Source organism: Candidatus Methylomirabilota bacterium, assembly GCA_003104975.1.
GTDB lineage: Bacteria > Methylomirabilota > Methylomirabilia > Methylomirabilales > Methylomirabilaceae > Methylomirabilis.
In genome coordinates, this window is the sequence record PQAM01000008.1 from 374,085 (window position 1) to 399,852 (window position 25,768).

The 25,768-nt window shown below is 61.7% G+C and carries 23 protein-coding genes; 12 read left to right on the forward strand and 11 right to left on the reverse strand.

Translation table 11 applies throughout. The features are described from left to right. Positions 1–312: 312 nt before the first annotated feature. From C3F12_05445 to C3F12_05455, 3 genes are all read left to right on the forward strand, one after another. Positions 313–1,191, forward strand: a complete 879-nt coding sequence (locus tag C3F12_05445) for a zinc metalloprotease (protein PWB47414.1) — start codon at positions 313–315, stop codon at positions 1,189–1,191. Between the two features lie 108 nt (positions 1,192–1,299). Next, the gene (locus C3F12_05450; GenBank protein ID PWB47415.1) at positions 1,300–1,623 is read left to right on the forward strand and encodes a hypothetical protein; all 324 of its coding nucleotides are present in this window, start codon (positions 1,300–1,302) and stop codon (positions 1,621–1,623) included. Between the two features lie 34 nt (positions 1,624–1,657). Beyond that, positions 1,658–3,613, forward strand: coding sequence for a hypothetical protein (locus tag C3F12_05455; GenBank protein ID PWB47416.1), 1,956 nt, complete (start codon positions 1,658–1,660; stop codon positions 3,611–3,613). Positions 3,614–3,663: 50 nt separating this feature from the next. Here C3F12_05455 and C3F12_05460 read toward each other — a convergent pair whose 3' ends face one another. The 6 genes from C3F12_05460 to C3F12_05485 form a co-directional block, all read right to left on the reverse strand. Continuing rightward, positions 3,664–4,308 carry a hypothetical protein gene (locus C3F12_05460; GenBank protein ID PWB47417.1) on the reverse strand — a complete coding sequence of 215 codons (645 nt, stop codon included), beginning with the start codon at positions 4,306–4,308 and terminating at the stop codon, positions 3,664–3,666. Between the two features lie 18 nt (positions 4,309–4,326). Beyond that, a complete protein-coding gene (locus tag C3F12_05465) occupies positions 4,327–6,132 on the reverse strand; it encodes a hypothetical protein (GenBank protein PWB47418.1) in 1,806 nt (601 codons plus the stop codon). Positions 6,133–6,253: 121 nt separating this feature from the next. Then, complete coding sequence (locus C3F12_05470) at positions 6,254–6,718, reverse strand: hypothetical protein (GenBank protein PWB47419.1); 465 nt, start codon at positions 6,716–6,718, stop codon at positions 6,254–6,256. 55 nt (positions 6,719–6,773) lie between these two features. Then, positions 6,774–8,261, reverse strand: a complete 1,488-nt coding sequence (locus C3F12_05475) for a hypothetical protein (protein ID PWB47420.1) — start codon at positions 8,259–8,261, stop codon at positions 6,774–6,776. A gap of 138 nt (positions 8,262–8,399) precedes the next feature. Beyond that, a complete protein-coding gene (locus C3F12_05480; protein PWB47421.1) occupies positions 8,400–8,999 on the reverse strand; it encodes a peroxidase in 600 nt (199 codons plus the stop codon). Between the two features lie 309 nt (positions 9,000–9,308). After that, positions 9,309–10,112: a hypothetical protein gene (locus tag C3F12_05485; protein ID PWB47422.1), complete on the reverse strand. Its 804-nt coding sequence runs from the start codon at positions 10,110–10,112 to the stop codon at positions 9,309–9,311. 861 nt (positions 10,113–10,973) lie between these two features. Here C3F12_05485 and C3F12_05490 point away from each other — a divergent pair. From C3F12_05490 to C3F12_05525, 8 genes are all read left to right on the forward strand, one after another. Then, positions 10,974–11,948 (forward strand): hypothetical protein, encoded by a 975-nt coding sequence (locus tag C3F12_05490; GenBank protein PWB47423.1) that lies wholly within the window; start codon positions 10,974–10,976, stop codon positions 11,946–11,948. A gap of 137 nt (positions 11,949–12,085) precedes the next feature. Next, positions 12,086–12,361 (forward strand): DUF4242 domain-containing protein, encoded by a 276-nt coding sequence (locus C3F12_05495; protein PWB47424.1) that lies wholly within the window; start codon positions 12,086–12,088, stop codon positions 12,359–12,361. Between the two features lie 140 nt (positions 12,362–12,501). Continuing rightward, a complete protein-coding gene (locus tag C3F12_05500) occupies positions 12,502–13,092 on the forward strand; it encodes a hypothetical protein (GenBank protein PWB47425.1) in 591 nt (196 codons plus the stop codon). A gap of 1 nt (position 13,093) precedes the next feature. Beyond that, positions 13,094–13,321, forward strand: a complete 228-nt coding sequence (locus C3F12_05505; GenBank protein PWB47426.1) for an acetyltransferase — start codon at positions 13,094–13,096, stop codon at positions 13,319–13,321. A gap of 192 nt (positions 13,322–13,513) precedes the next feature. Beyond that, a complete protein-coding gene (gene glpX, locus C3F12_05510) occupies positions 13,514–14,527 on the forward strand; it encodes a fructose-bisphosphatase class II (protein PWB47427.1) in 1,014 nt (337 codons plus the stop codon). A gap of 41 nt (positions 14,528–14,568) precedes the next feature. Next, complete coding sequence (locus C3F12_05515) at positions 14,569–15,633, forward strand: fructose-bisphosphate aldolase class II (GenBank protein ID PWB47428.1); 1,065 nt, start codon at positions 14,569–14,571, stop codon at positions 15,631–15,633. A 3-nt stretch (positions 15,634–15,636) separates the two neighbouring features. Next, positions 15,637–16,320: a ribulose-phosphate 3-epimerase gene (locus C3F12_05520; GenBank protein PWB47429.1), complete on the forward strand. Its 684-nt coding sequence runs from the start codon at positions 15,637–15,639 to the stop codon at positions 16,318–16,320. A 219-nt stretch (positions 16,321–16,539) separates the two neighbouring features. Continuing rightward, positions 16,540–17,343, forward strand: coding sequence for a peptidase M48 family protein (locus C3F12_05525; protein PWB47430.1), 804 nt, complete (start codon positions 16,540–16,542; stop codon positions 17,341–17,343). A 54-nt stretch (positions 17,344–17,397) separates the two neighbouring features. Here the strand turns inward: C3F12_05525 and C3F12_05530 are convergent, their stop codons facing one another. The 5 genes from C3F12_05530 to C3F12_05550 form a co-directional block, all read right to left on the reverse strand. Next, entirely contained in the window at positions 17,398–18,522 is a 1,125-nt protein-coding gene (locus tag C3F12_05530; GenBank protein ID PWB47607.1) for a cellulase, read from the reverse strand. Positions 18,523–18,587: 65 nt separating this feature from the next. Further along, positions 18,588–20,117, reverse strand: coding sequence for a hypothetical protein (locus C3F12_05535; protein PWB47431.1), 1,530 nt, complete (start codon positions 20,115–20,117; stop codon positions 18,588–18,590). A gap of 3 nt (positions 20,118–20,120) precedes the next feature. After that, positions 20,121–20,621, reverse strand: a complete 501-nt coding sequence (locus C3F12_05540; GenBank protein ID PWB47432.1) for a hypothetical protein — start codon at positions 20,619–20,621, stop codon at positions 20,121–20,123. A 1-nt stretch (position 20,622) separates the two neighbouring features. Continuing rightward, complete coding sequence (locus C3F12_05545; protein ID PWB47433.1) at positions 20,623–21,033, reverse strand: hypothetical protein; 411 nt, start codon at positions 21,031–21,033, stop codon at positions 20,623–20,625. Then, a complete protein-coding gene (locus tag C3F12_05550) occupies positions 21,030–23,255 on the reverse strand; it encodes a hypothetical protein (GenBank protein PWB47434.1) in 2,226 nt (741 codons plus the stop codon). The genes C3F12_05545 and C3F12_05550 overlap by 4 nt, the downstream gene beginning before the upstream one ends. Before the next feature lie 563 nt (positions 23,256–23,818). On the opposite strand from C3F12_05550, the gene acs reads away from it, so the two are divergent. Further along, a complete protein-coding gene (gene acs, locus C3F12_05555; protein PWB47435.1) occupies positions 23,819–25,768 on the forward strand; it encodes an acetate--CoA ligase in 1,950 nt (649 codons plus the stop codon).

Sequence of the window (25,768 nt, forward strand, 5' to 3'; positions counted from 1 at the left end):
GGGAGAGTCCATACGCGAACGGCAGTGTCAGGCGGCGAGAGTCCGACATTCGCATGTCAACACTCAATACTGACACACAACCGAATTGAAAGATGGTTTACGTGTGACTTTACTGTTTCCAATCTCCCACTGTTTCATCTTGACTTCTTCTCCTGTCGCTGATAGCCTCGCGCCGTCAGCGGGATTCGGAACCATGACGCTTCACGAGGTCCGCCGCCGCCGTCCGAACCTGTGTTCCAGACAGGCGAAGTCGCCCATCGCATAGAGGCGACCGGGGGTCCAAGCGCTTTACTCTGATTCGGAGGAGGAAATATGGCGAAAAGGCATGCTCAACTCCGTCGCAGTTGCGGGACGATGGCCGCACACATGATGTTGTTGGAGACGTTCCCGGCGTTTCGCGGCAACCAGATGCGCCTCGAAGGAGTCACGGACAAACGGCGTCAATTGGCGTTCGATATCAAGGCCGTTCCCATTGTCACCGTCAAGACGTTCGTCCACGTCGTCTACAAGACCGATGAACAGAATATCTCGAACGCGCAGATCAAGAGCCAGATAGCCGTTCTCAACCGGGATTTCCGGGCTGCCAATCCGGATAAAGCCCATGTACCGGCGCCGTGGAAGGGCCTCGTGGCCGATTCGCGCATCCAGTTCAAACTCGTCAAGGTGACGCGTACGAAGACCAATGTCGCTGCGTTCACGCACGATGACAAGGTCAAGAAGGCCGCGACCGGCGGCATCGCGCCGATCACGCCCAAGACGCATCTGAATATCTGGGTGTGCCCCCTGAGCGGCGGGCTGCTCGGCTATGCGCAGTTCCCCGGCGGGCCGCCGTCAACGGACGGTGTCGTCATCAATGTTCGGGCATTTGGTACGATGGGAACGGCGGAGGCCCCGTTCAACAAGGGACGCACGGCGACCCATGAAGTCGGACACTATTTCAACCTGCGCCACATCTGGGGCGATACCCCCGATTGCAGCGGTTCGGATATGGTGGCCGATACACCGAACTGCGCCGGACCGAACTACGGCACGCCCGCCTTCCCCACGATCACCTGCGGCAACGGGCCTCATGGCGATATGTTTGTGAATTACATGGACTACACCGACGACGCAGCGATGTGTATGCTGACGACCCAGCAGACGGTGCGCATGCGGGCGGCGCTTGATACGAATCGGAGTGGACTGAAGTAGGCTCCGCGCAGAAGCTGGGCTGTTCGCCACAGCCGAATACCTGTCGTCGACGGGGCGCCGGTATCCGACAACTGATTGCGCCATGGCTCTCTCGCAGGAAAGGCACGCATGGATCCGTCGACGATCTGCGGCATCAGGTGGATCCACGTATTCGAGCAGGATACCGAGGCCGGGGCGGTCTATTGCCCTGAAACCGACCGGATTCCGCTTGCGCGTCGCCCGCGTGAACGATTCGAACTGGCGGCTGGAGGTGTCGCTCGGGTGTTCGTGGGCGGCGCCGACGATAGACCGGTGCTCCGGACGGGGCGATGGCGATCCACGTCGACGGGTGTGTTGATCGAACTGCCCGCGACCGGTTGCGAACACGCAATAACGTGGCGCATCATCGAGGCGACGCCGACGCGCGTTGTGGTGTCCACAACCCCGCTGTGACGTGTGGAATAGCCCGGGGCCGGATCGTGTTCGATTGACCCGGTACATAGCCGATCCTCGGACCCCAACCGATCTCAACGTCACCTGTACCATGATGACCACAAAGACAAGACCCGCATCACCGCCGTTCGAGATCAGTTCTCGCGTAGAGCGACAGGCGCTGACTCGCCCGTATCAGCGGCCGCACGGGGCGCCCCTTTTGCGCCCGCTCAAAATCTATACCTTGGATCCGTCGGTCTCACACCGAATCGGTGGCGTTGCCACCGTGGGCGTACCGTACGAGGATGTGGAGCCTGGGCCGGTCGGGTCGGTATTCCACATCGATCCCTCCGGCGCGCCCAAGCCGCTCGAGGCGTCGACCCTGGATCTCGATGATCCGTACCTGTTGATGTCCGGTGGGCTGGCGCCGTCGCCCGCCGACGGTCGGTTTGCGTTACAGATGGTGTATGCCGTCTGCAGCCTCACGTACGCGGCGTTTCGGCGTGCGCTCGGTCGGGATATCTCCTGGGCGTGTGAAGGGATCGATGGGACGCCGCGCGCCAGGCTCGTCGTCCGCCCATTCGGCATGTACGCGCGCAATGCGGGCTATTCGCGAGAGGCGGGCGAGTTGTCGTTCGGCTATTTCAGGGCCGGCGTGAAGCCGGCCGGCTTCGTGGTGAGCAAAGGGCTTATCCTGACGGCCCTCTCGCACGATGTCGTTGCGCACGAGACCACGCACGCGCTGCTCGACTCGCTGCGATCATCGTTTGCGGTACCCACGAATCCTGACGTACCCGCGTTTCACGAGGGCTTCGCGGATCTCGTGGCGCTGTTCCTGCACTTCAGCTATCCGGGTGTCGTGGAGCAGGCCATTCGCGAATCACGCGGCGCCATTGCGCAAGGATCGTTGCTGGCGGATGTGGCGCGCGAGTTCGGATATGCGCGCTCAACACCGGGTCGAGCCGCCGCCCTCCGATCGGCCATTGACGTGGCCGGTCTCGTGCCGTTTGATTCCGACGCGCCGCCAGGCGAAGGCAAGGGCCCGCTCTGTTACGACCCTGCGCTCGAGGCGCATCAGCTTGGATCGGTGCTTGTGTCGGCGGTGTTCGAGGCGTTTGTCACGGTTGTACGACGCAAGGGGGAACGGTTGTTCCGGATTGCCGGTCTCGACCCGCAGGCGATCGGTCAGGCGCAGCTCAGTGAGGAGTTGGTGCGCGCGCTGGCACAGGACGCCTGCGACGTGGCCGGCCGGTTCCTCGACATCTGCATCCGCGCCATCGACTACTGCCCGCCTGTCGACCTTGAGATGGGCGAGTACCTTCGCGCGCTTGTCACCGCCGATTCCGAGTTGGTTCCGGACGATAAGTTGGGCTACCGAGAGGCGCTGATGCGATCGTTCCGACGGCGGCGAATCTTTCCCGATCACGTACAGTTCATGACGGAGGACGCGGTCCGATGGCAGGAGCCGCCCGTAGAACTCTATGTTCCCGGGCTCGCCTTCAAGGAACTTCGTTTCGACGGCGATCCCGGTCATCCTGCCGACGCCGATGAGTTGCGCCGTCAGGCGACGGCCTTGGGTGCGTTCATCACAACCGGCGACCATGCTCGTTGGTGTCGTCTCATCGTTCCCGGCCGGCGTCTGCCCAAGGGTATGACCTACGCCTCGCCTCCGCTCATCGAGTCGATTCGATGCGCGCGCCGCACGTCGCCTGATGGAACCGTACTGTTCGATCTTGTCGCCGAGGTCACGCAGACCTGTACGCTCATCCAAGGCGGAGAACCGGTGGAACTGCCGGCCGGCTGCACCATTGTCATCGATCCCCACGGCCGGATTCGCTTAATCGTTTCAAAAAAGGCCGACAACCACGACCGTGCGGCACGGCAGCGTGCGGCCATCAAGGGGCCGCTGCAACGATTGTGGACCAGGCGCGGACGCCGGTATCTGTTGCGGCCGGACGCGCTTCAGCGGCTGCACGACAGGCGACGCAGGTCCGAGATCACCTTGGATTGACGCCTGGACTACGGGCCGGGAGATACTATCTGCCGGCCCGTCGTCATTATTTATTGCCCGACAGCCTGTATGCGCACGACGCGCGCGTCGGCCTCAAGGATGTCCTCCACGCGCTCGTTCCAGAGGGAGCGGAAACGAGCGACTGAGGCGGGGTCTCCATTACCGAGTGCGGGGCCGATGGCGGCTGCAAGATCTTTGGACGCCGGTACGACGTTCGGCTCATACGTCACATGAACGGTACGACCGGTGTCGAGGCGCTCGAAGTCGAACTCGCTGTGGCGGAGATCATCGCTTCGAAAGACGAAGAGATCACGCCGTCGAAAGCGCCCGGCGCCCAACCCGCCAAAACCGGTTTCCGGCGCCGCACCAATGGCGACGTTCACCAGTTGCGAGATCGGCCCATAGCCGAAGTCCGTCGGTCCGCCGTATGCCGTGACCCGCACGTTGCCGCGAACAGCCGGCTCATCACCATACAGGGCCTTGAGGCCGTGCCGCAGGACAAGGTAGGCGCCGGCCACCGTCGGACACATGTGGCCTGCCGCCTTGACGAGCTCATCAAAGCTGACCGCGATCGGCTCGCCGGGCGCGACCAGTCCCAGGAATTCGAGAAAGGGGTCGCGCACGATAATCGGTTCGGGATGCACTCGCAACGAGAGTGCCAGGTGTTCACGCGGTGTTGCCTTGTCCATGCTCATAACGGTTGAATCCTCCTTTTACGCTTCGCGCGATGTCGCCGCCAGCTTCCCCAATTCGGCCAGCAGCGGTTCCAGTTCGATGCTGTGAATCCGGCACGCCTGTCGCAGTGTGACCGTGGGGGCCATGGCTGCCCGCATCTCCGGGTTCTGGAGCGGACGCAGGCCGCGACTGACGAGCAGTTCAAGGGCACCAGGGATGGTGAGGAGATCGGAGACGAAATTATCCGCCATCGGTTCGATTTCGGTCGAGGCGAGTCCGGATGATGGGCGGGTCCGGACGGTCATGATGACGTTGACGGCAAACGCCGCAAAGGCCCCGACACCCAATACGCCGGAGATAGAGATGTACGGCCACACCTCGTCCAGACCGGCCAGCTCAACCAGCAGTTCAAGGCCGCGTGTGGCGATTGCCGCATTCAGCAGATAGAAGGTCGTGTCGCGCCAGCCTCTGCTCCATAACGGCGTACCGGCAAATACCGGGATGAGGCGCGCAGCGACACCGATGATGATCTGCGTCAGAAAGCCGAGGGTGAAGGCGTGACGACCGACGTCTAAGACCAGCGCGGGTACGGGCTGACCCGTCAATGCCGACACAGCGCTCCAGACGGGTATGAATACCAGCGCAACCAGCAACCACGCATAGGCGGCTACCAGGAACTTTTCATAGCCGCGGTCGCCCACTACCGTCTGATTCTCCCACGATCCAAGGATACCGAGCCGCAGGACGAATGCCCCCACCATAAGCGCCAGCGCAACCCCGGCCGGCGCGCGCAACCCCGGCAGCGGTATCCACGTCTCGATGACGGCGACGAGGATCCACGCCGAAGCCGCCACTTGATAGCCGATAAACAGCGCCGTGTTCATCCGCGCCGGCGGGAGCGTCAGACCCAGGAAGACCGGGGCGATGCGCAGACTCATGCCGAGGATCCACGAGCCGGCGAACCCCCACAGTGCCGTCTCCCAGACCGCCGGTTGGAGCGAATCCGCGCCGGCTGCCGTCACAACGGCCAATGCGGCGGCGATGACCAGCCATCCGCAGCCGCTGCGCAGGTAGCGTTCGAAACGCTCGGGGGTCGGCGCGCCCGCATCCAGGCTGTGATGAATGACCCATCCGAAGGCCAGCGCCGCCGTAAGGAGCATGATGGCCCCTGCAAGCTGTGTCGGTCCGACCACCGGTGGCCCGGCAAGCAGACCGACGGTGATGACCAGCACGCCGCCCGTTTGCAGCCAGAACGATGCCGACGCGACACCCGGCGCGGTAAGCGGCGCCGCCTTGAAGCGCGGGATCACGTGATAGGCGACACCCATGATGAAGAGCGCGGCAAAGCCGAAGACCTGCGCATACCCGTGTGCCACTTTGGTGGCGTCGCTCGACAGGCCGCCCAGAAAGTTCCAGGGAAGGGTGATTGTCGCCAGGGTCAGCGCGCCCAGCGTGCTGCCGAGGGTCAGCGCAAACAGCAGGCTGGCCGCGAAGAACCGGACGTAGCCGGTCGGCCGCGGGACGGCGGGCGCCGCCACCGTCGGGCGCGGCGGCTGTACGGGTTGAACCGTGACCTCACAGGCAGGTGAGGCGCAAGGGCGCATCGGCTCGGTCGCGACGGCGACGGGCCGTTCGCGAGGCTTGCCGTTTCCGTTCAATGCCCCGAGTAATGCATCGAGGTCGATGCCCCGGACATGTGCCGCCTCGGCAAGCGTGGCGCTCCCTCCGCAACAGGTGTCGATTCCGTGCGCGTTCAGGACCCGACTGAGGGCCGGATCGGCATGGACGACGTCATCAACCGTTGTAGTGCTTGTGAACTGATGTGCGGCCATTTCGCGGCTCATCGTGCAGAATCTGCATACATCAGATAGTCAACCGGAACGTGCCGGGTAGGTAGGCCCGTCTCCTATCTTGTCAAAAATATAGCTGAAGCGCCGGACGCGGTCAAGGCAAACGTCACGGTGATCAGTGCCCTTCGTCGAGTCGATACATGGTATGACAGGCCACGCAATTGCCGGTCAGCCTGGCAAGCTCACGGAGGATGTCGGCCTGACTGTGACCGGCCTTGATCTGGTCGGCCAAGGCATCAAACCCCCGATGGGTGTGGATGGCCAGCTCCAGGAACTGCCGGGGAAGTCGTGTCTGAATATGCGGATCCATATCGGCGGATCCTGTCATTCCAGACGTACGGGCCGACTTTTCTGCAGCCGGGCGATCACTGCGTGCAAGACCCTGAAGGATCCCGCTGACAGACTCGAGCATCAGGCGCATTTCGGCGAGCACCATCTGTCGCTGGGCCGGACCGAGGACCAGACGTTGCCGCGAATCGGTGGAGGGGTCGTGGAGTTCAACCGCCAGGGCGCCACCGGATAATCCCAGCATGATCAACCCCGTCACCCCGACGACGATGCCGATTGATGAGACCTTCATGGTACTCACGACCTCCTCTCTCTGTTCTGTGTGTGGGCTTGGGCGGCCCTATGTGCTAGGTGCGGTGCTCGCGAGCCCCGCCGCCATCGGGATCTTTTCCGAAGTGGGAGTGGGCTACGGGCGTCATCCAGCGGCCCGCTAAGAGCTGTCTTGCGGGCGCATTCGCTGTTTGTCGCAGATTGATCGCCAGACAGACAACGGCCCCCCATCCGAATATCCCCGAGATCGCAAAGATCGTCTGGATGAGCAGGTCGCCGCCCGGCAGCAGATCGGTGAACCACGACGGCGACAGGAGCGGAACCACGCGGCAGAATACCGCGGCACTTCCCAACCAAAAGGTCGCATCGACCAATGTTACGTCGGCGACCCGTTTTCTTCTGATAAAGCCGGGCAACATCCGGACCGACGCGCCGAAGATGAGATGGGTGATAAAGCCGAGAAGATACATATGGCGGATGACGTCCATGGCAACCGGGGCCGAAACGCCGAACAGGGTAGCCGCGCCGGTCAAAAGTTCCACGAACGCCGCGAGGACGAGCCACGCATAGGCGGCGTAGACCAGCCGTTCGAACCGGCCAAACTCTCCATAATCCGGAAGGCCGGGCCGCGTGGGCGGGCGGCCAGGCCCGGTGTCAAGGAAGCGGGCATGGCGCCCCAGGGGCCGGCGTCGAGTCAGGATATCCAGTTGCCACACAAACCAGAGGATCACACCGCCCTTCAGCATCGTCCCCAGTGCCGCCATCAGTGTGGTGACGTCTGGTGCGCGCGCCGCCAGGGGGGGTATTGCCGGGATCAGTTGCAACAGGACGGACACGAGATACGTACACCCGATCCTGTAGACCGGCCAATCCGGGGCGGGTAGCGCAAGATAGAGCGGAAAGAGGCGGACCGACAGCGCGAAGGCCACCGGCAACAGGACCAGGTTGGTGAAGGTCTGAATGGTCAACTCGTTCCAGCCGGAGTCGATGACGGCATGGCCGGTTGTCGCCATTCGGAGCAGCAGGAACAGGTTGAGACACGCAGAGAGGATCCAACCGGCCGCCATCATCCCAAAATAGGGCTTGACCGCGCTGAGCGCCGGAAGTCTGCTGACCTTGGTGCTCCCGCGCACGGTCTCGATCAGCAGCGAGACATACAGGACGATGGCGCCTGCCTCCAACATTCCGGATGCGGCGACCAACCAACTGAGGGGTAAAAAGAGCGGGCTCTCCTCGATGGTGGCCAATACGGGTCCCCCGACGGCTCGGAGCAGCAGCCCCGGAATCATGAACCAGAGGATACCGGTCATCCGTTCCGGATGGGGGAGGGGGAAGCTGGCCAGTCGAGGAATAAAGTGCAGGCTGATGCCCATGATGAAGACACCTGCCCACCCTATGAGCTGCAGATGCCCGTGGGTTTGGATCAGCGCGTAGAAGGCCTGTCCGGCGGGAAAGCCGTAACCGATGACGATCGCCAGGTAGGCGCCGAACGCAAAACCGCCGAGGATCGCCGTTGTCAGCGATGTCCAGATAAAGCCGGACTCAAACTCGGCATAGTGTTTCACCGTGAAGTGTACCTTACAGGTAGGCGACGACGGCGTAGAAAGGGAGGGCAGGACGAGACTGTCGCATGAGGAGGTCCGGGGTGGTCGGCGCAGGCGGTTACAGGGTCCGTCTCACGCGACCACCCCTTCCCATAATCCTTACAATTTCGCCGCCTCGCTGGCGAGGTAGCTGGCTACACCCGCGGCGGTAGGCTGCATCGCCTTAGCCCCCTGTGTCCACCCGGCCGGGCAGACCTCTCCGTGTACCTCGGTGAACTGGAGCGCATCAACCATGCGAAGCATCTCGTCGATATTGCGGCCGAGCGGCAGGTTGTTGACCACCTGATGCTGCACGATGCCGTTTTTGTCGATCAGGAACGAGCCGCGCAGGGCGATACCGCCAGGCAGCAGGACGTCGTAATCACGGGCAATGTCCTTATTGAGGTCGGCGACCAGCGGATATTTCACCGGACCGATGCCGCCGTTCTTCACAGCGGTATTGCGCCATGCGCAATGGGTGAAATGCGAGTCGACCGAGCAGCCGACGACCTGCACGCCGCGCTTCTCAAACTCGGCCACGCGATGATCAAAGGCGATGATCTCTGAAGGGCAGACGAAGGTGAAATCAAGGGGATAGAAGAAGAGCACCACATACTTGCCCCAGTAGTCGGATAGCATGAAGTTGTCCTTAAGGCTGCCATCCGGCATGACGGCGGTTGCGGTAAAAACTGGTGCGGGCTTGCCTACGAGTACGCTCATGGCTCCTCCATCTGTGTATAGGTTAATACGGGAAGACCGATACGACGACGTATTATAGCGTTGTCATAGCCTACGGGCAATGTCGAACTGTCCGACGGATGTCCGGGCCCCCTGCGCCGGGATAGTATCGCATGCGGGTGCGGAGACTTACGATACACCAGCGCGATATCGAATTCAATGCCTTTTACACGGATTGCCGCGTGAAATCGGATCGAGTCGGGTACGTTGGGGGGGTCGGTGCGGTATCGCGAAATTGTGGGGTACTGCAGCGGGTTGGAGCGGTCCGCCCCAACCCGCTGCAGGTCACGGTCAGTTGCCCTCGATGGAGCCGCCGTCGTTGGCATCCGTGGGATTGTTGAGGCAGGTGGGATGATTGAAGCCGCCCGGGAAGGCGCCGGCCGACTCTCCCTGAATCAAGGCATCGTTCCCCACAGAGGAGACACCCCCTGGCAGATTGGCAACCTGGAAGGCTCCGCTCGCCAACGCCTCGCGAACCTTCCAGGCGACGACGTGGTCGGTGCACGAGGTGTCACCGGAGACGCCGATCGCGCCAACCTTGACGTGGCTGTTGTTATACAGGGCGAGACCGCCGCCGAAGACGTTGATGCCGCCGACCCGCTCCTTCTCAAGCGGATCCTTGACGCTGCCGAACTTGCCGGAGTCGCCCTCATACGCGACAGTCGGATCGACCGGATTGCTGTGCTGAAGTCCGTACAGGCTTCCGCCCGGCTGCACCGCCTTATGCAAGTTGGCGGTGGACAGAGCGAGCAGTCCCGTGCTGAAGGCGTTGGCCGTACTGGCCTTCTGCGCCGAGATCACGCGGCTGCCCAGCCAGATATCGCGTAAGGCGCTCTGTCCGGAACCCAGCGAGTTGACCACCTCGCACACCCTGCCGCTGTCGTCCACCAGCGTCAGCCACATCGGAAAGTCCAGACCGCCGCTGGGGGTATCTGTACCGCCATTGCCCGGCACCACGCCCTGCAGGGCAGTCTTCAGAGCATCATGCGTCAGCCCTTGGCCGGCCAACTGTGCGCAGGTATCCGCCATCGCCGGCGCCGCCACCATCACCATCCCACCCAACACCATTGCCCCAACCAATCGATTCCGTTTCATGCTGTTCGGTCCTCCTCTCGAGTGTCGGTACTCGCCTGTTTAGCCATCCAGGATATAGTCGCCTCGTCTCGCTTGAATCGATGCCATTGATCCGGAGGGATCACCCACCGTGCCTATCGGCACGGCATCTGTGCAGATTCGAGTGACCCTGCGACGGATATCTTCTTTTGTTTACGCACCGAGCGGTCTTCACAACGGTGCAGAGTCGGGAGGTCCCCGGCCGGTCTCCAACAACGTGGCTCTCCCTGGCCTTGTGTGGGTAGAGATGATCGCATGCTCCTAAACGGTGTAGCTGTTGAGCGCGATCAGAAATACTCTACAGACGACGTGCCGTCAATACGCCTTTTGACGTATATGGTCTAATTGTGGTCATAATTGCCCAGAAAGTCTCCCGTGCGGGTCATTGCGAGGGAGCGTAGCGACCGAAGCAATCTCACCGTTCTTCGCCTCTGTCACGACGGGATTGCTTCGGCTCCGCCTCGCAACGACACTGCGTGTCGGATTGCCACGCTCCCGTTGGTCGCTCGCAATGACGAGCAGGTTACCGGTACGAGCTCGATACCGACTTTCATCCCCATGGGCGCGCCAGCGACGCATGCGGTATTCCCGTTCTTGAATGCCGAACTCAGATAAAATCACCATTCGCGATCAAACAATTACCGCAACAATACCAAAAACTATAAGGACGGAGCCCATCAGCGGACAGAAGAATAAGTCGATATCAATTATCGGTGAGCTGCTCTACGCGCCTCCCTTCGTGGTGGACATCCCATGCAATCTGTGATAGGAAATCGTAGTGACGTCGTCTCGAGGAAGTATCGCGCTCAACCTTGTTCAGCGCCGAAGGAAAGGGTGAGAGTAATGCCAAAATCAGTTCGTCGAAGCTGCTGGTTGCTTATGGTCGCGTTGCTGTGCTGGTCCGGCGGAATTCCACCGGCCGCCGCGGCGGGACCGATGGCCTATGTTGCGAATGAGAAATCTGATGAGGTCTCGGTCATCGATACCACAACCAATACAGTGGTTCGTACGATTGCTGTAGGCAAACGACCGCGAGGGGTGGTGATCTCGCCCGACCGGCGATTTGTGTATACTGCCAACGGCAATTCCGATGATATCAGTGTGATTGACGCGGAAGCCGGGAAGGTGTTGGAGACGTGGCCGGCCGGGGTCGACCCGGAGGGACTCTCGCTGAGTCCCGATGGGGCTCGGCTGTACGCGGTGAACGAGAACGGCGGGACGGTCACGGTGCTGAACACCAAGACTGGTACGATAGTCGCCACCATCGAGGTTCAGGTCGAGCCCGAGACAATCGCCGTCAGTCCCGACGGAAAAATCGCCTATGTGTCCAATGAGACGTCCAATACGATCTCGGTCATTGATACCGCGGTCCTTAAGGTGACGGCGAACATCCCGGTGGCGAAGAACCCACGCGGAATCGCCTTCAGCCCTGACGGCAGATATGCCTACGTGACCAGCGAGCAGGTCGAGCCCGGCGTGCTGTCGGTGATCGACGTCGCCCGGCACAAGGTCATCAAGAGCATCCCGGTCGGGGAGCGGCCGGTTGGGGTCGTGGTGACACGGGATGGCCGAAGGCTCTATGTGGCGCACGGCCGGAGCAATGCGGTCTACGTGATCGATGCCCGTACGATGACCATTACGAAACAGATCCCTGTGGGGCAGCGGGCCTGGTATCTGGACTTCAGCCCCGACGAACGCCTCCTGTATGTTGCCTGTGGTCGCAGCGACGCCGTATCGGTGATCGATGTGGCTGCCGAGAAGGTCATCGCCACCGTCCCGGTGGGTAAGATGCCGTTTGGCGTTGCGATTCCGAAGTAATTACAGCAGGGAGATAGACCGAAGGCTGAAGACTGAAGGATCCTTATCCTCCGCCTTCAGCCTATTGACCTTTGGTCTTCAGCCTGCTCTTGAACGCTGAACGCTGACCGCTGAACGCTTTTCTAAGGAGATCGTCCATGCCGAAGTATCTGATTGAGCGAGAGATCCCGGGGGCGGGTAGGCTGTCGCCTCAGGAGCTTCAGGCCATTTCGCAGAAGTCGTGCGGTGTGCTGGGCGCGTTAGGGCCGCAAATCCAGTGGGTGCACAGTTATGTGACCGACGAGAAGGTCTATTGTGTCTATATTGCGCCGAACGCCGAGATGGTTCTGGAGCATGCCCGACAAGGCGGTTTTCCGGCCAACCGGGTATCGGAGATCAGGTCGGTGATTGATCCCACGACCGCTGAGGGCTGAAAGTCAGCACGATCCCAGGCTGAAGGTGGAAGGTTCTCAGGCGCCTCAGTCTTTAGTCTTCAGTCTAACTACCTGATACATATGAATTGATCCGCCACGCGGAGCGGCGATAGTACTGTTTGATAAGGGGAGGTTCATGCATGGCCGAGACGGAAGAAACAGTAGACACGACCTTTGCCGATAACATATTCGGGGCGGTCACCGACCAGAGGGTCGTCTACCACCCGAATAGAGGCTGGCTGACCGAAGGACACGAGGAGGATGTGCCTCTCAGTGAGATCGCATCGGTCCAATTCGTCATATCCCGCAGCCTCCTCAATGGACTTCTGCTTATTCTGATTGGGATACCCGCGATGGTAGTGCTTGTCGGCGTGATTTTTGTCCTATTCGGCTACTGCCTCCTCAAGGGCACCCCAACGGTCATTGTCAATACCACAGACGGCAAACGAGAGACCATGAAGGGCTGGCCCTGGCATCGCGAACAGGCCTATGATTTCGCAAAGGCGCTTCAGGGTCGGATTCGACCTGATCAGGAGGTCCGCGTTGAGTATGTCAGTTCGGTTTCAGTCGGGTCATCGGGTCGGTTGCTCAGCGGACCGCTGCTGTTTGCCGTCGTCATCATGGTGTTTGTGATTGTTGTCTGCGCCATCGCCTGGCTGGTCATGCTGTTCGGCCTCTCTCCCTTCTCAATCGAGTCAACCGTCATGACACACGCCGTCAGGAGGAGTTGAGATGTTCCTGAAAGACAAACAGTCCGGTCATCTGGTCGAGGTCATCGATCTGCCTGCGCTGTTTGATCCCCATCAATCGGTGGTGATGGGGCGAATCCACGCCGGTGAGGAGATGCAGGATCCCGCCGGTTTTGAGAAGGCCGATCTGATCTTTCCCTCCGGCGAATCGTTGCCGCGTTACTGGGTGGATGTCCGCTATAGAGACGCCGCTGCGACTCGGAAGGCGTAAGGCGTCAGGGGGAGGGAGGTTACTCCTTACGCCTTACCCTTCACGCTTACGAAGTAGTTGACATTGTCAAGCGCCTGTGAAATATTTCTCCCGCAATCACGCGCCCTCCGCGGTCTTAAAGACCTGTGATGGCGCAGGCGTGTGAATCCAGCCCTTGACAGGTTCTCGCAGCACATAATAAAGGGGACGTCTATGAGCGGTGTATCGACGATGAACGGGTGTCTGGGGCGCGATCTTGCCCTGGAGCTGGTCCGTGTGACCGAGGCCGCGGCATTGGCCGCGGGACGGTGGATGGGACGTGGGCAAAAGGATGCGGGCGATGAGGCGGCCGTCCACGCCATGCGGGCGATGCTCAGAACGGTGGATATCGCCGGCGTCGTCGTGATCGGCGAAGGCGAAAAAGACGAGGCGCCCATGCTCTTCAACGGCGAGGCGGTTGGGACCGGTCAGGGACCTGCCGTGGACATAGCGGTAGATCCGGTGGAGGGGACCAGTCTGCTGGCGCATGGTCGACCGGATTCGATCGCCGTCATTGGCGTGGCGCCACGCGGGACGATGTGGTCGCCGGGACCGGGCTTTTACATGAATAAGCTGGTTGTGGGGCGCGAGGCGCGGGAGGCGATCTCACCTCAGAGCCTGACCGCGCCGGTGACCGAGACGTTGGCGGCAATCGCCGCCGCAAAACACAAGCCGATAACGGACCTCACCGTATTTGTGCTGGACAAGCCGAGGCATGCGGAGTTGATCGGCGCGCTACGGACCGCCGGGGCGCGCGTGCTGACACGCACCGACGGCGACGTGGCGGGCGCGCTGATGGCTGCGACCCCCGGCTCCGGGGTGGATGTGCTGATGGGCATCGGCGGGACCCCGGAAGGGGTCATTGCCGCCTGTGCGGTTCGCGCGTTGGGCGGGGCGATGCTGGGCCAACTGGCCCCTCAGAAGCCGGGCGAACGCGAGGCGGTGATCGAGGCGGGCCTCGATATCAACCGGGTGCTGACCGAGCGCGATCTGGTGTCCAGCGATGATGTATTCTTTGCGGCAACCGGCATCACCGATGGGTTGTTGCTGCACGGGGTGCGATATGCCGACAGCCGCTCAACGACCCACTCGATGGTGATGCGCGGCAAGAGTCGGACGAGGCGCATGATTGAGGCCGAGCATGGTCCGAGCAACCTGAAGTCAGTCAAGTTGTGTCACGAGATTTAGGACAGGCACAGAGGACATACAGAGAGAGACAGGAGGAAGGTATGGCACTCGTTTCGATGCGACAGCTCCTTGATCACGCCGCCGAGCACGGGTATGGCGTTCCTGCCTTTAATGTGAACAACATGGAACAGATTCAGGCCATCATGGAGGCGGCCCACGAGACGGATAGTCCCGTGATTATGCAGGCCTCCGCCGGCGCCCGCAAGTATGCCGGTGAACCGTTCCTCCGCCATCTGTTTCTGGCGGCGTCGGAGATGTATCCCGATATTCCGGTGGTGGTCCACCAGGATCACGGCGCATCTCCAGCGGTCTGCATCGCATCGATCCGCTCCGGGTTCAGCAGCGTCATGATGGACGGCTCGCTCCTGGCTGACGGCAAGACCCCGTCGTCGTATGAGTACAATGTCGCGACAACGGCGCATATTGTTGAGGTGGCCCACGCGATCGGGGTATCGGTGGAAGGAGAGCTCGGTTGCCTCGGATCTCTTGAAACCGGAACCGGCGAGAAGGAAGACAGCCATGGGGCCGAGGGGACGCTCTCGCGGGATCAACTCCTGACCGACCCCGAGCAGGCCGCCCGGTTCGTCAAGGCTACAAAGGTGGATGCTCTGGCCATTGCCATCGGCACCAGTCACGGCGCCTATAAATTTTCCCAGAAGCCGAAGGGCGACGTCCTGGTGATGGAGCGGGTCAAAGAGATCCACGCCCGCATCCCGGACACCCACCTGGTCATGCACGGCTCCTCCAGCGTACCCCAGGAGTGGCTGCAGGTCATTCGGGAGTTCGGGGGCGACATGCCGACGACCTATGGGGTGCCGATCGAGGAGATCCAACTCGGGATCAAGCACGGTGTACGGAAGGTCAATATCGACACCGATCTGCGCCTGGCCGCTACCGGCGCCATCCGACGGGATCTGGCGCAAAATAGAAAGAATTTTGATCCGCGTAAGTTCCTGACGGCGGCTACCAAGGGGATGCGAGAGATCTGCAAACTGCGCTATGAGCAGTTGGGGAGCGCCGGCCATGCGAGCAAGATCCGCCTGATCTCTCTGGATGATATGGCCCGCCGCTACGCAAAGGGCGAACTTGATCCGCGTGTCAACTAGTCCGTGACCACGTACACCTATAAGATCGCCCCGTCAATCCTGTCCGCCGACTTCGCCCGGCTGGGCGAAGAGGTGCGCGCCGTGGATGAGGCCGGCGCCGACTATATCCACGTCGATGTGATGGACAATCACTTCGTCCCGAACCTCACCATCGGACCGGCTGTCGTCGCCGCCATCCGCCCTCATACGACGAAGCCGATGGATGTCCACCTGATGATCGAGCCGGTGGATCCCATCATTCCCGACTTCGCAAGGAGTGGGGCCGATATCATTACGGTCCATCCGGAGGCGACCCGCCATCTGGATCGGACCATCCAACTGATCAAGAGCCTCGGTTGTCGCGCGGGGGCCTCCCTCAATCCGGCGAGCCCCATCGCCTGGCTGGACTATGTGCTGGAAGGACTGGATCTGGTGCTGGTCATGAGCGTGAACCCCGGTTTCGGCGGTCAAGGCTTCATCGAGTATGTTTTGCCGAAGATCACAGCGATTCGTGGGCGCATCGACGCTGTCGGGAAGGCGATTGACCTGGAGGTGGACGGCGGCGTCAAGGTGGACAACATCCGCCGTATCGCCGAGGCTGGGGCCGATACCTTTGTCGCAGGCTCTGCTGTATTCGGGACCCCGGACTATGTCGCCACCATCGCCCGATTTCGAGCCGCCCTGAGTAGTGCGAGAATTGTGTGCTGACCAATACCCGTTGCGCCGATGGTACGCCCATGCACACGAAGGTCTCGATGAGGGCTCCCGCGCCGCGGTCGTCATTGCGAGCGGCCAACGGGAGCGCGGCAATCTCACCGTTTTTGAGAGTGCGAAGAACGGTGGGATTGCTTCGGTCGCTGCGCTTCCTCGCAATGACCGACACGAGGGACCTGCTAAGCAGTGACCGGGTCTGATCGCTGGCTCACTATGTTTCCCATTCGATTAAAATGGCTGGCCGCTTCCTGCCTCGTCCTCCTTGTCTGCCTCGGCATGACCGCGTGTCAGACGGTTCCCATCACCGGTCGGTCCCAGCTCCTGCTGCTTTCTGAAGCCGATGAAATGCAGATGGGCATCCAATCCTACCAGGAGGTTGTCAAGAAATCCAAGCTTTCAACCGATCCCGCGGCCAACGATCTGGTCAAACGGGTGGGAACTCGCATTGCGGCGGCTACCGGTCGGACGGATTTTCCATGGGAGTTTGTGGTCATCGAGGATCGGCAGGCCAATGCGTTTGCGCTGCCGGGCGGCAAGGTGGCCGTCTACACCGGTATCCTGCCGATCACGAAGGATGAGGCTGGGCTGGCGGCGGTGCTTGGGCATGAGGTCGCTCATGCCGTTGCGCGACACGGCGCCGAACGGATGAGCCAAGGTCTGCTGGTGCAGGTGGGATTGGCCGGCACCATGGCGGCGCTCTCGAAACGCGACCCGCAGACCCTGCAGACGGTGGGCGCCTTGTTGGGCGCCGGTGCGGCGGTGGGTCTGATGCTGCCCTGGAGTCGCTCGCAGGAATCGGAGGCCGACCATCTGGGGCTCATCTATATGGCCAAGGCCGGGTATGATCCGCGCGCTGCCCGCGATCTGTGGATTCGTATGGCCGAGGCCTCCAAGGGCCATGACCGTCCCCCGGAGTTTCTCTCGACCCACCCGTCGGAGTCGGCCCGTATCAAGCAGATCGAGGCCTGGATCCCCGAGGCGTCACAGTATTACCGCCCGGTGCCGAGCACGCGATAGCCGGGCACCCTTCGCAACAGCCAATCATGGCGACGGAGACGGGTACGCGGCACCTCATCGGCAACGGAGCGTCTTAAGATCGATGGTCGGTTGCTGCGCCTCGCGGTACAGGATAAGCCCCAGCAGGGCGAGGCTGTTGGCGTAGTAATCGTCGGTTGCCTCAAAGAGCTGCGCCTTGTCGTTGAACCGACTGCGCAGCCTATCCCATACACCCTCCAGGATCAGACTGTCGGTCACTACCAACGCTGCCAGGCTCATCGCGTAGCTCGCCGTGTGCTCATACTCCACAATCGGTCGGCCCTCATAGCTATATTCCGCGAAGAACCGACCATCCAGTCTTCGCCATTCCCCGGCGTAAAATCCACTCAGGCGCGCGAGGTATCGCCTCGCCCGATCTTCGCCGAACCACAGGGCGTCCATTCCGAGTCGCCACGGGGTTCGAACGGCATCCCACCCGAATCGATTCGAGAACCCTTCGGCCCGTGTCAATGAACCGTCCGGCGCGATGCGCAGCCAGTCCGGCATCAGGCCGACCCCCGATAATCCGGCCAAGCGTCGTGAGGCCGTATCGATCAGGTGATAGCTGCTGTCGATGAGGTCGTTCCAACGGGCATCCCCCGTACAGGCGAAGAAGACGCGAAAGTGCGCCGGAGACAGATAAGACGGGTTGATGATGGTGCGGTCGTTGTCCTGTCCCCAGTTGCCCGGCAGCAGATACCTTCGGCCATCCACCACCTTGGTATTCAGGCTGAGCAGATCGTTCAGGATCGGTCGTGCCGCCTGGGCATAGCGCGGGTCGTGCCAGCGGTGAGCGGCGATGATCAGCGCCAGCGCATAGTCGATGTCGGCATCAGAGGCGCTGTTCCAGTCGACGACCCCCCGGCCCGGTTGCCAGTGCCAGGCCAGCAGATGGTCGCCGGCGTGCCTCTGACGCGATAGATGCGTGTGGGTCCAGCGCATCACCCTGTCGAACGTCGGCCGATCGTCCAGCAGTGAGGCGATGAGCAGCGCGTACGCCTGCCCCTCGGACACGGTGTCCCCCCTGTTGTGCGGACGAAAGACACGCCCATCGGCGTCGATAAACCGCTGGCGGAACCCCTGCCACGTTTTGGCGATCAGCTCGGTTACTGGAGTCGTGTCGGCCTGGGGGTCGGAGACCGAGGCTGCGCACGATACCAGCAGCAGGCCCAACAGCCCGACGACCGTCGCGACCTCTGTCCGTGGGGGCATGCCGTCATCCTTCATTAGAATGTATAGCCGATCGATCCCTGAGCGCCCCACTCGTTATAGACGGTCGACCGGATGGTCTTCAGCGACAGACCAACGTCCAACTGAGGCGCCAACGCGTAGGCAAATCTCCCGCGCCACTCATTAAACGGGATACCGTTGCTGTCGATGGAGATCCCATAGTAGATGGAGTAGGCATTCCGCGGCGCCTCCGCCAGGTAGTCTTTGTGTGTCGGGTAACCCAACCGGTGCTGCCACTCGACGGCGAGCGTATTAGTGGCGTAGGCTGACGGGGAAAAGTAGGCGCGCTCCCGCTGGAACCCGAAGCCGTTGACACGATAGATCAGACGGAGCGATGTCGGGAACCAGAGCAGTCGATACGCTGCCAGGAACTCACCGCCGATCCTGGTGTTGTTGTCGGAGTAGTCGGTAAAGTCACCCTGGATCGTCCACTCCAGCCGTTGCCCGACAACGCCCCTCACGCTTGTCGAGAATCGGTGGGTAACGATCCCATCCAATACGGTGGTCCGATTCTCCCACAGATCCTTCCGCTCAAAGTCGGCGCGGAGTGTCAGGCCGGACAGCGTCTCGTATGAGACGCCGACGCCGAGGTTGATCCGGTCTCGGTCCGTTCTATCATAGTGCAGACCGCTGACGAATCCGGTAAACTGCAGAAAGCTGTTCGGGTGATAGCCGAGCCCCACGGTACCTGCGTGTGCCAATAGGCTATCGTGCCCGAAGTGAAACTGGGCGTTCTGGTAACCCAATCGGGCCGATACGGTATCGGAGATGCGCACACGGCCCTCGGCGCTGCCAAGCCCGTATCTGATGGATCGCTTGCCGTCATAGCCTTGCTGGTCAATGAAGGCGTAGTCAAGCATGAGCAGCGGCTGCTGTAGCCGGGTATTAAGCTCCAGCCCCAGCGCGGCCCGTCGGTGTTCCGGCGCTACGGCCAGCAGGCGGCGGTAGAGCGCCTGCGCCTGCCATGGGCGTTCCCGCTGTGCGGCGATCTGTGCCAGATCAAAAAGCGCCTCGGTATTGTTCGGTTCGAGTTCCGCCAGCCGTTCGAATGCCGCTTGTGCCGGTCTCAGTCGCCCCAGCCACAACGCCCGCTTCCCGTTCCGTTCCAACTCTGTAGCGGCGTCACTCGGAAACCGCTTGAGGATCACGTCAAAGGTGTCCAAGGCCGGTTCGTACGCGAATGCCCAGCCGTACGCCCTGGCCCTGTTGCGCCATACCGTGAGGTTGTCGGGCGCGAGGGTTGTAGCGGCCTCAAACTGTCGGATTGCCTCATCGGTACGTCCTATGGCAAGCAGGAGCCACCCCAGTTCCTCCACCGCGTCCCATTGGGTGGGATCCCGCTCAATGGCCAGTCGATACCTGGCGATCGCCTGGTCATAGGCGCCGAGCCTCCAGGCGTTCCTGGCGCCCAGCATCAACACCTCGCGTTCGGTGGGCTCCTGCGCCCCTGCGATGGCGGCGGTCCACATGCCGAGCAGACCGCAGACCATGAGCCCGATGGCGGTTCGGCGGGGTGTTCGGGGCATGGACTACTCTCCCAGCAGAATGACAATGTGCGCTTCGGCCTCCGCGAACCTCCCGCGGTTATGGAGTTCGAGCGCGAGTTGCATCCGCAGATCGCGGCGTGCGGGTTCCAACTCGACCAGCCGCTCCAACGACTTGAGGATCTCATGCTGCTTCCCGCCCTTCCGCGCCGCTTCGAGCAGCCCCTTCCAGGCCTCGATGTCTTTGGGATTCGTCTGGAGAATGATCCGGAACTGCTCCTCCGCCTCCTGAATCCGTCCGGCCGCTACCAGGGCCCATCCGAACTCCTGTCCGGCATCGGGGTACGAGGGACGGTGTTCGAGCAGCCTCCGGTACCGGGCGATCGCCGTCTCGTGCTTGCCCGCCTTCGCTGCGTTCCTGGCCCCCATCAACAGCAGGAAGTGTTCGTCGATCTTCGACTCCTCGGCATGGGTCGGCGCGGTGAATACGGCACCGATCAGCGCCGCGGAGAGCATGACCGCACGCCATCGTGTCTGTCTGACCATGTCAGGTCGCCTCCTCTCCCAGCAACTCGGCGAAGTAGCGCTCCGCCTCCGTATAGCGGCCCGCGTTGTGCAGGGCCAGCGCGAGCCGCCACCTGAATCCGTGATTTTCAGGCGCCACAGCCACCGTGTGCCGCCAGACCAGGATCGCCTCATTCCAGCGTTCTGTACGTTCCAAGAGATCACCGAGGGCCACGAAGGTCTCGAGATTGGTCCGCTTGACCGGTGAGCGCATGATGGCCTCGTAGACGCGTCCGGTGCGCTCCGGATTCGGCGTCTCCGTGGCGTGCGCCAGTCGCTGCAGCTCGATCTCAGCCCGATAGATCCATTGGAACCCGCCCCACAGCAGCGCGCCATACAGCAGGAGGGCGACGCCGACGACCCATCTGTTGCTGATCAGGGAGGTCCCGTTCACGCGACCCTCTCTTGGCGCCCGGTCTCGCAGAGTTGTCGCAGACGCTCACGAGACGGTTCCGGCAGCCCCACGAATTCGGCCCCGACCTTGTAGGCGCCCTCGGTTGCTATGGCCCGGCAGTATCGGATCTCGATCGGCGCGTCCAGTCTGCCGAACGGTCCGAAGACCGTCATCGCGGTCCGCTCGCCCACAGCCAACGCGGTCGGCGCCATGAACGCCACCCCCGCGATACTGATGTCCTCCGTGACCAGGCAGTGGGGCGGGTCGGTATGCAGGAGGGCCGGCAGGCTGACGACCCTGCGCGCGGCCCGCCGCCGGATGCGCCGACGGTCGTAATAGTCTGCCATCCGCTTGGTCCACAGTGAGGGCCCGACCTCGAATCGCCGGAGAAGGGTCGGGAGCATCCGGTTGAAACAGAATGTCGTGATCGTGTCCTGCTGCGCCCTGCACGGATCGCTGAATTGAATCCCGTATCGGAAGACCCCCTCGTTCGTGGGACCCTTGAGCACATACAGGACGATCCCGTCGCATGAGAGGATCCGGGGTCCCAGGTGCAACTGCAGGTTCACCGGCTCCCCGATAGGCAGGGGTAAAAAGGTCATAAGCGCCATCCCATGCTCGTTCAGGTCGGTGCTGAGCCCCAACCCCTTTGTCGTTCCCTCATCGTAGCCCGCTTGGTACCAGACCGGCAGGCCGCCGGGAAACCGGAAATCCCTCCGGCGGTGCAGCGGGGCGGTCGCCGTGGCGACCGCCCGACATGCGAGCAGCCCATTCATACCGGTCCAGAATGCGCCGATGCCAAGTCCGATCAAGTCGCGCGAGACCGTATACAGCCACTTCAGTACTGCCCACTCCACCCCGGCGATGCACAGACCGATCAGCGTCAACTGGGGCAGGACACCCCGCAGGCTGACCGCCTCGCCGGCCCCCTTGCCGGTCACGATGAATCGCGCCCTCCGGCACAGGAGGCTCCTGACGACCGCCTTGGTCAGGACAAAGAAGTTCAACATGTTGGACAGCTCTTCATCGAGGATACGTCCGTACCCTCGGCTGACGATCTTGACGCTCAGGATGATAGTTGTCAGGAACATCCCATACCGCCAGAGAAACGGCCAGTCAAAGGGATAGATAGGATATTGCGCGGTGAGCAGCATGACCGCCGGGGTGACAAAGTAGATCAGTTTGGGCACGCCGATGAACCAGCCGAACACGGTGGCGAAGAAGCAGATCCGCTGCGGCAGGGTCAGCCCCCTGGTCCATAGCGGGTTGTCGGCAAACAGGAGGCTGATATTGCCCTCGGCCCAGCGGAGTTTCTGGACGTGATAATTCTTCAGGTCGGTGGCGGCGAGACCGCTGGACAGCAGCTCATTATGATAGACACCCTTCCAGCCCCTCTTGTAGAGGCGTACGCTGGTATGGAGGTCCTCCGTAATGGTTTCTGTCGCAAATCCGCCGATGTCGGCGAGGGCCGTCCTTCGGAATACCGCCGACGTGCCCGCAAAGAAGGCCGAGTCCCAGTAGTCCCGGGCCGGCATCATAAAGCGATAGAAGAGGTCCGCTTCATTCCACATGATCCGCCGCTTCGGATTGAAATGAAATGAGAACGAGTCGACGTTGTAGTAATTCTGCGGCGTCTGGACGAAGGCCACCCGATCGTCCGTGAAGTACCCGAGCGTCTTGTCAAGGAAATCTGGTTGAGGCACATAGTCGGCGTCGAAGACGACAATCAGGTTGCCGTCGGTGACCGAGAGGGCGTGATTCAGGTTGCCGGCCTTGGCATGGGCGCGCTCCGTCCTGGTGACGTACCCGCATCCGAGTTCCGACGCAAGGGCCGCGAATGCCGCCCGATTTCCATCATCGAGAATATAGGTCTGGTGCGGGTAGGTCATGTTGATGCAGCCCAACACCGTCTTTCTGACCAGATCGATCTCCTCCTTGTAGGTGGGGATGTAGACGTCGACCCGCAGGCCGGGCGAAGCGGGGGGCGGGGTTCGCCGGATCGGATGCCACAACTGGAAGAAGTAGAGCGCAAGGGAGACGAACCCGTGGCACTCGGCATAGTAGAAAATCAGGGAGAACGCCGGCGCGTCCTGGTTCATGGTGTACAGCAGTCGATAGACGAGGTAGTACAGGTAGACCGCGAGGGCGAGGACTATGACGGTCTGATAATAGCGTAACGAGCGCAGTTCTCTCGTTATCGGTACACCGTGTGTCGACGCCATCCCGTCGGGTGGCGTCAGTGAGACGCTATCCGTCGCAGTACCCTCCTATGACCTCTTCGCCCTATCACCCGGCAAACACCCCATGACATCAGCCCATAGCGGTGCCCGATTACCGGAACTGTACGTTACCAGCGTAGTGTATCTAACGCTTCTTTACAGATCCCGTTCACCCTGAGTCTGTCCAAGGGTGAAGTATTTCAAGAGGTTCCGTCAGCCGTCATACCCGCGAAAGCGGGTATCCAGTACAATCAATGGATTCCCGCTTAAGGACTGCGGGAATGACGTACGGGTATTATTGCAGTCAAATAGTAGCGATAGCGCGTAGATGAGGAACACCACGCGGTCAAGCCGCACCGCTATGTTTATCGGCAATACCCGGCTTGTTCTGAAGGAGGCGCAGAATTGTCGACGGTCTTCCCGGTGTTTCGGCGATATCCGCTATGACCGTAATAGGATAGTTGCACAAAAACGGTTGTCAGCCTTCTTCGACGTCACGTACAATGGCAGCCCACACTCGTACAGGGTATATCGAAGGTTGCGGATACTCTGAAACGGAGGAACCTATGGCGATCACGAAAAGCCGGGGCGATGATGCCGTGGCGAGACTGCTGAGCGAGCGGCGACGGTTCAAGCCGACGAAGGCGTTCAGGGCGCGCGCGATTGTCAATAGTCCGGCCGTCTACAAGGAGGCGGCACACGATCCGGTTCGGTTTTGGGAGCGCCAGGCCAAGACCCTCCACTGGTTCAAGCCATGGAAGCGGGCGCTGGAGTGGAAGATTCCGCACGCCAGGTGGTTTATCGCCGGCAAGCTGAACGTCGCCTATAACTGTCTTGACCGTCACATTAACGGCCCGCTGCGGACGAAGGCCGCCCTGATCTGGGAGGGGGAACCGGGTGAGACCCGGACCCTGACCTACTGGGATCTCTATCGCGAGGTCAGCCGCTTTGCGGCGGCGCTGCAGCGGCACGGTGTCAACAAAGGGGATCGGGTCACGATCTATATGCCGATGATCCCGGAGGTCGTGATCGCGATGCTGGCGTGTGCGCGCATCGGCGCGCCTCATAGCGTCATCTTCGGCGGCTTCTCACCCGAGGCGGTCCGGGACCGGATCCGTGACGCCGACTCGGCCCTGGTGATTACGGCCGACGGCGGCTTCCGTCGCGGCGGGGCAGTGCCGCTCAAGCGGAACACCGACGAGGCGCTCAGGGCATGTCCCGGCGTCAAGACGGTGGTGGTGGTGAGGCGGACCGGACAGGCGGTCGAGATGACGCCCGGCCGGGATGTCTGGTGGACCGACTTCATCAAGGATGCCCCGGCGCGGTGCGCGCCCGAGATCATGGACGCCGAGGACATGCTCTTTCTGCTGTATACCTCCGGCTCGACCGGCAGGCCGAAGGGGATCATCCATACGACGGGCGGCTACCTGACCGGCGTGGTCGCCACCCATAAGTGGGTCTTCGATCTCCAGGACGACGATGTCTACTGGTGTACCGCCGACGTGGGGTGGGTGACGGGCCATTCCTATGTGGTCTACGGGCCGCTGGCCAACGGGGCCACGACCGTCATGTATGAGGGGAGCCCCGACTACCCCGACAAGGATCGTTTCTGGCGCATCATCGAGAAGTACGGGATCACGATCTGCTACACCGCGCCGACGGCCATCCGCACCTTTATGAAGTGGGGCGAGGAGTACCCGAAACGGTGCGACCTGTCCAGCCTCCGCTTGCTGGGGAGTGTCGGTGAGCCGATCAATCCGGAGGCGTGGATGTGGTATTGGGAGGTCATCGGCGGCGGCCGCTGCCCGGTGGTGGACACCTGGTGGCAGACGGAGACCGGCCATATCCTGATTACACCGCTGCCGGGGATTACGCCGCTCAAGCCCGGATCGGCCGCTCGTCCCTTTCCGGGGATCGATGCCGAGGTGGTGGATGAAAACGGTCAGCCCGCGACCACCGGCTACCTCGTGCTCCGGCAGCCGTGGCCCGGCATGTTGCGCGGCATTTGGGGCGATCCCGATCGCTTTACAAAGCAATACTGGTCGACGTATAAAGGTCTCTACTTCACCGGTGACGGGGCCAGCCGGGACAAGGACGGCGATTTTTGGTTACTGGGACGCGTCGACGACGTGATGAATGTCTCCGGTCATCGTGTCTCGACGGCGGAGGTGGAATCCGCCCTTGTCGATCACCCCGTTGTGGCGGAGGCGGCCGTCATCGGCCGCACCCACGAGATCAAGGGACAGGCGGTTGCGGCCTTCGTGACCATTCGGGACGGTGTCAAACCGACCCCCGAACTTCAGGCGGAGATCAAGGCGCATGTGGCGAAAAAGATCGGCGCCTTCGCCAGACCGGACGACCTGATCTTTACGGCCGAGCTGCCGAAGACCCGGAGCGGGAAGATCATGCGTCGTCTGCTCCGCGACATCGCCGAAGGCCGGGCGTTGGGCGATACGACCACACTGGCGGATGCCGCTGTCGTGGCTGACCTGAAGGCCAGACACGACGAGGCGTAG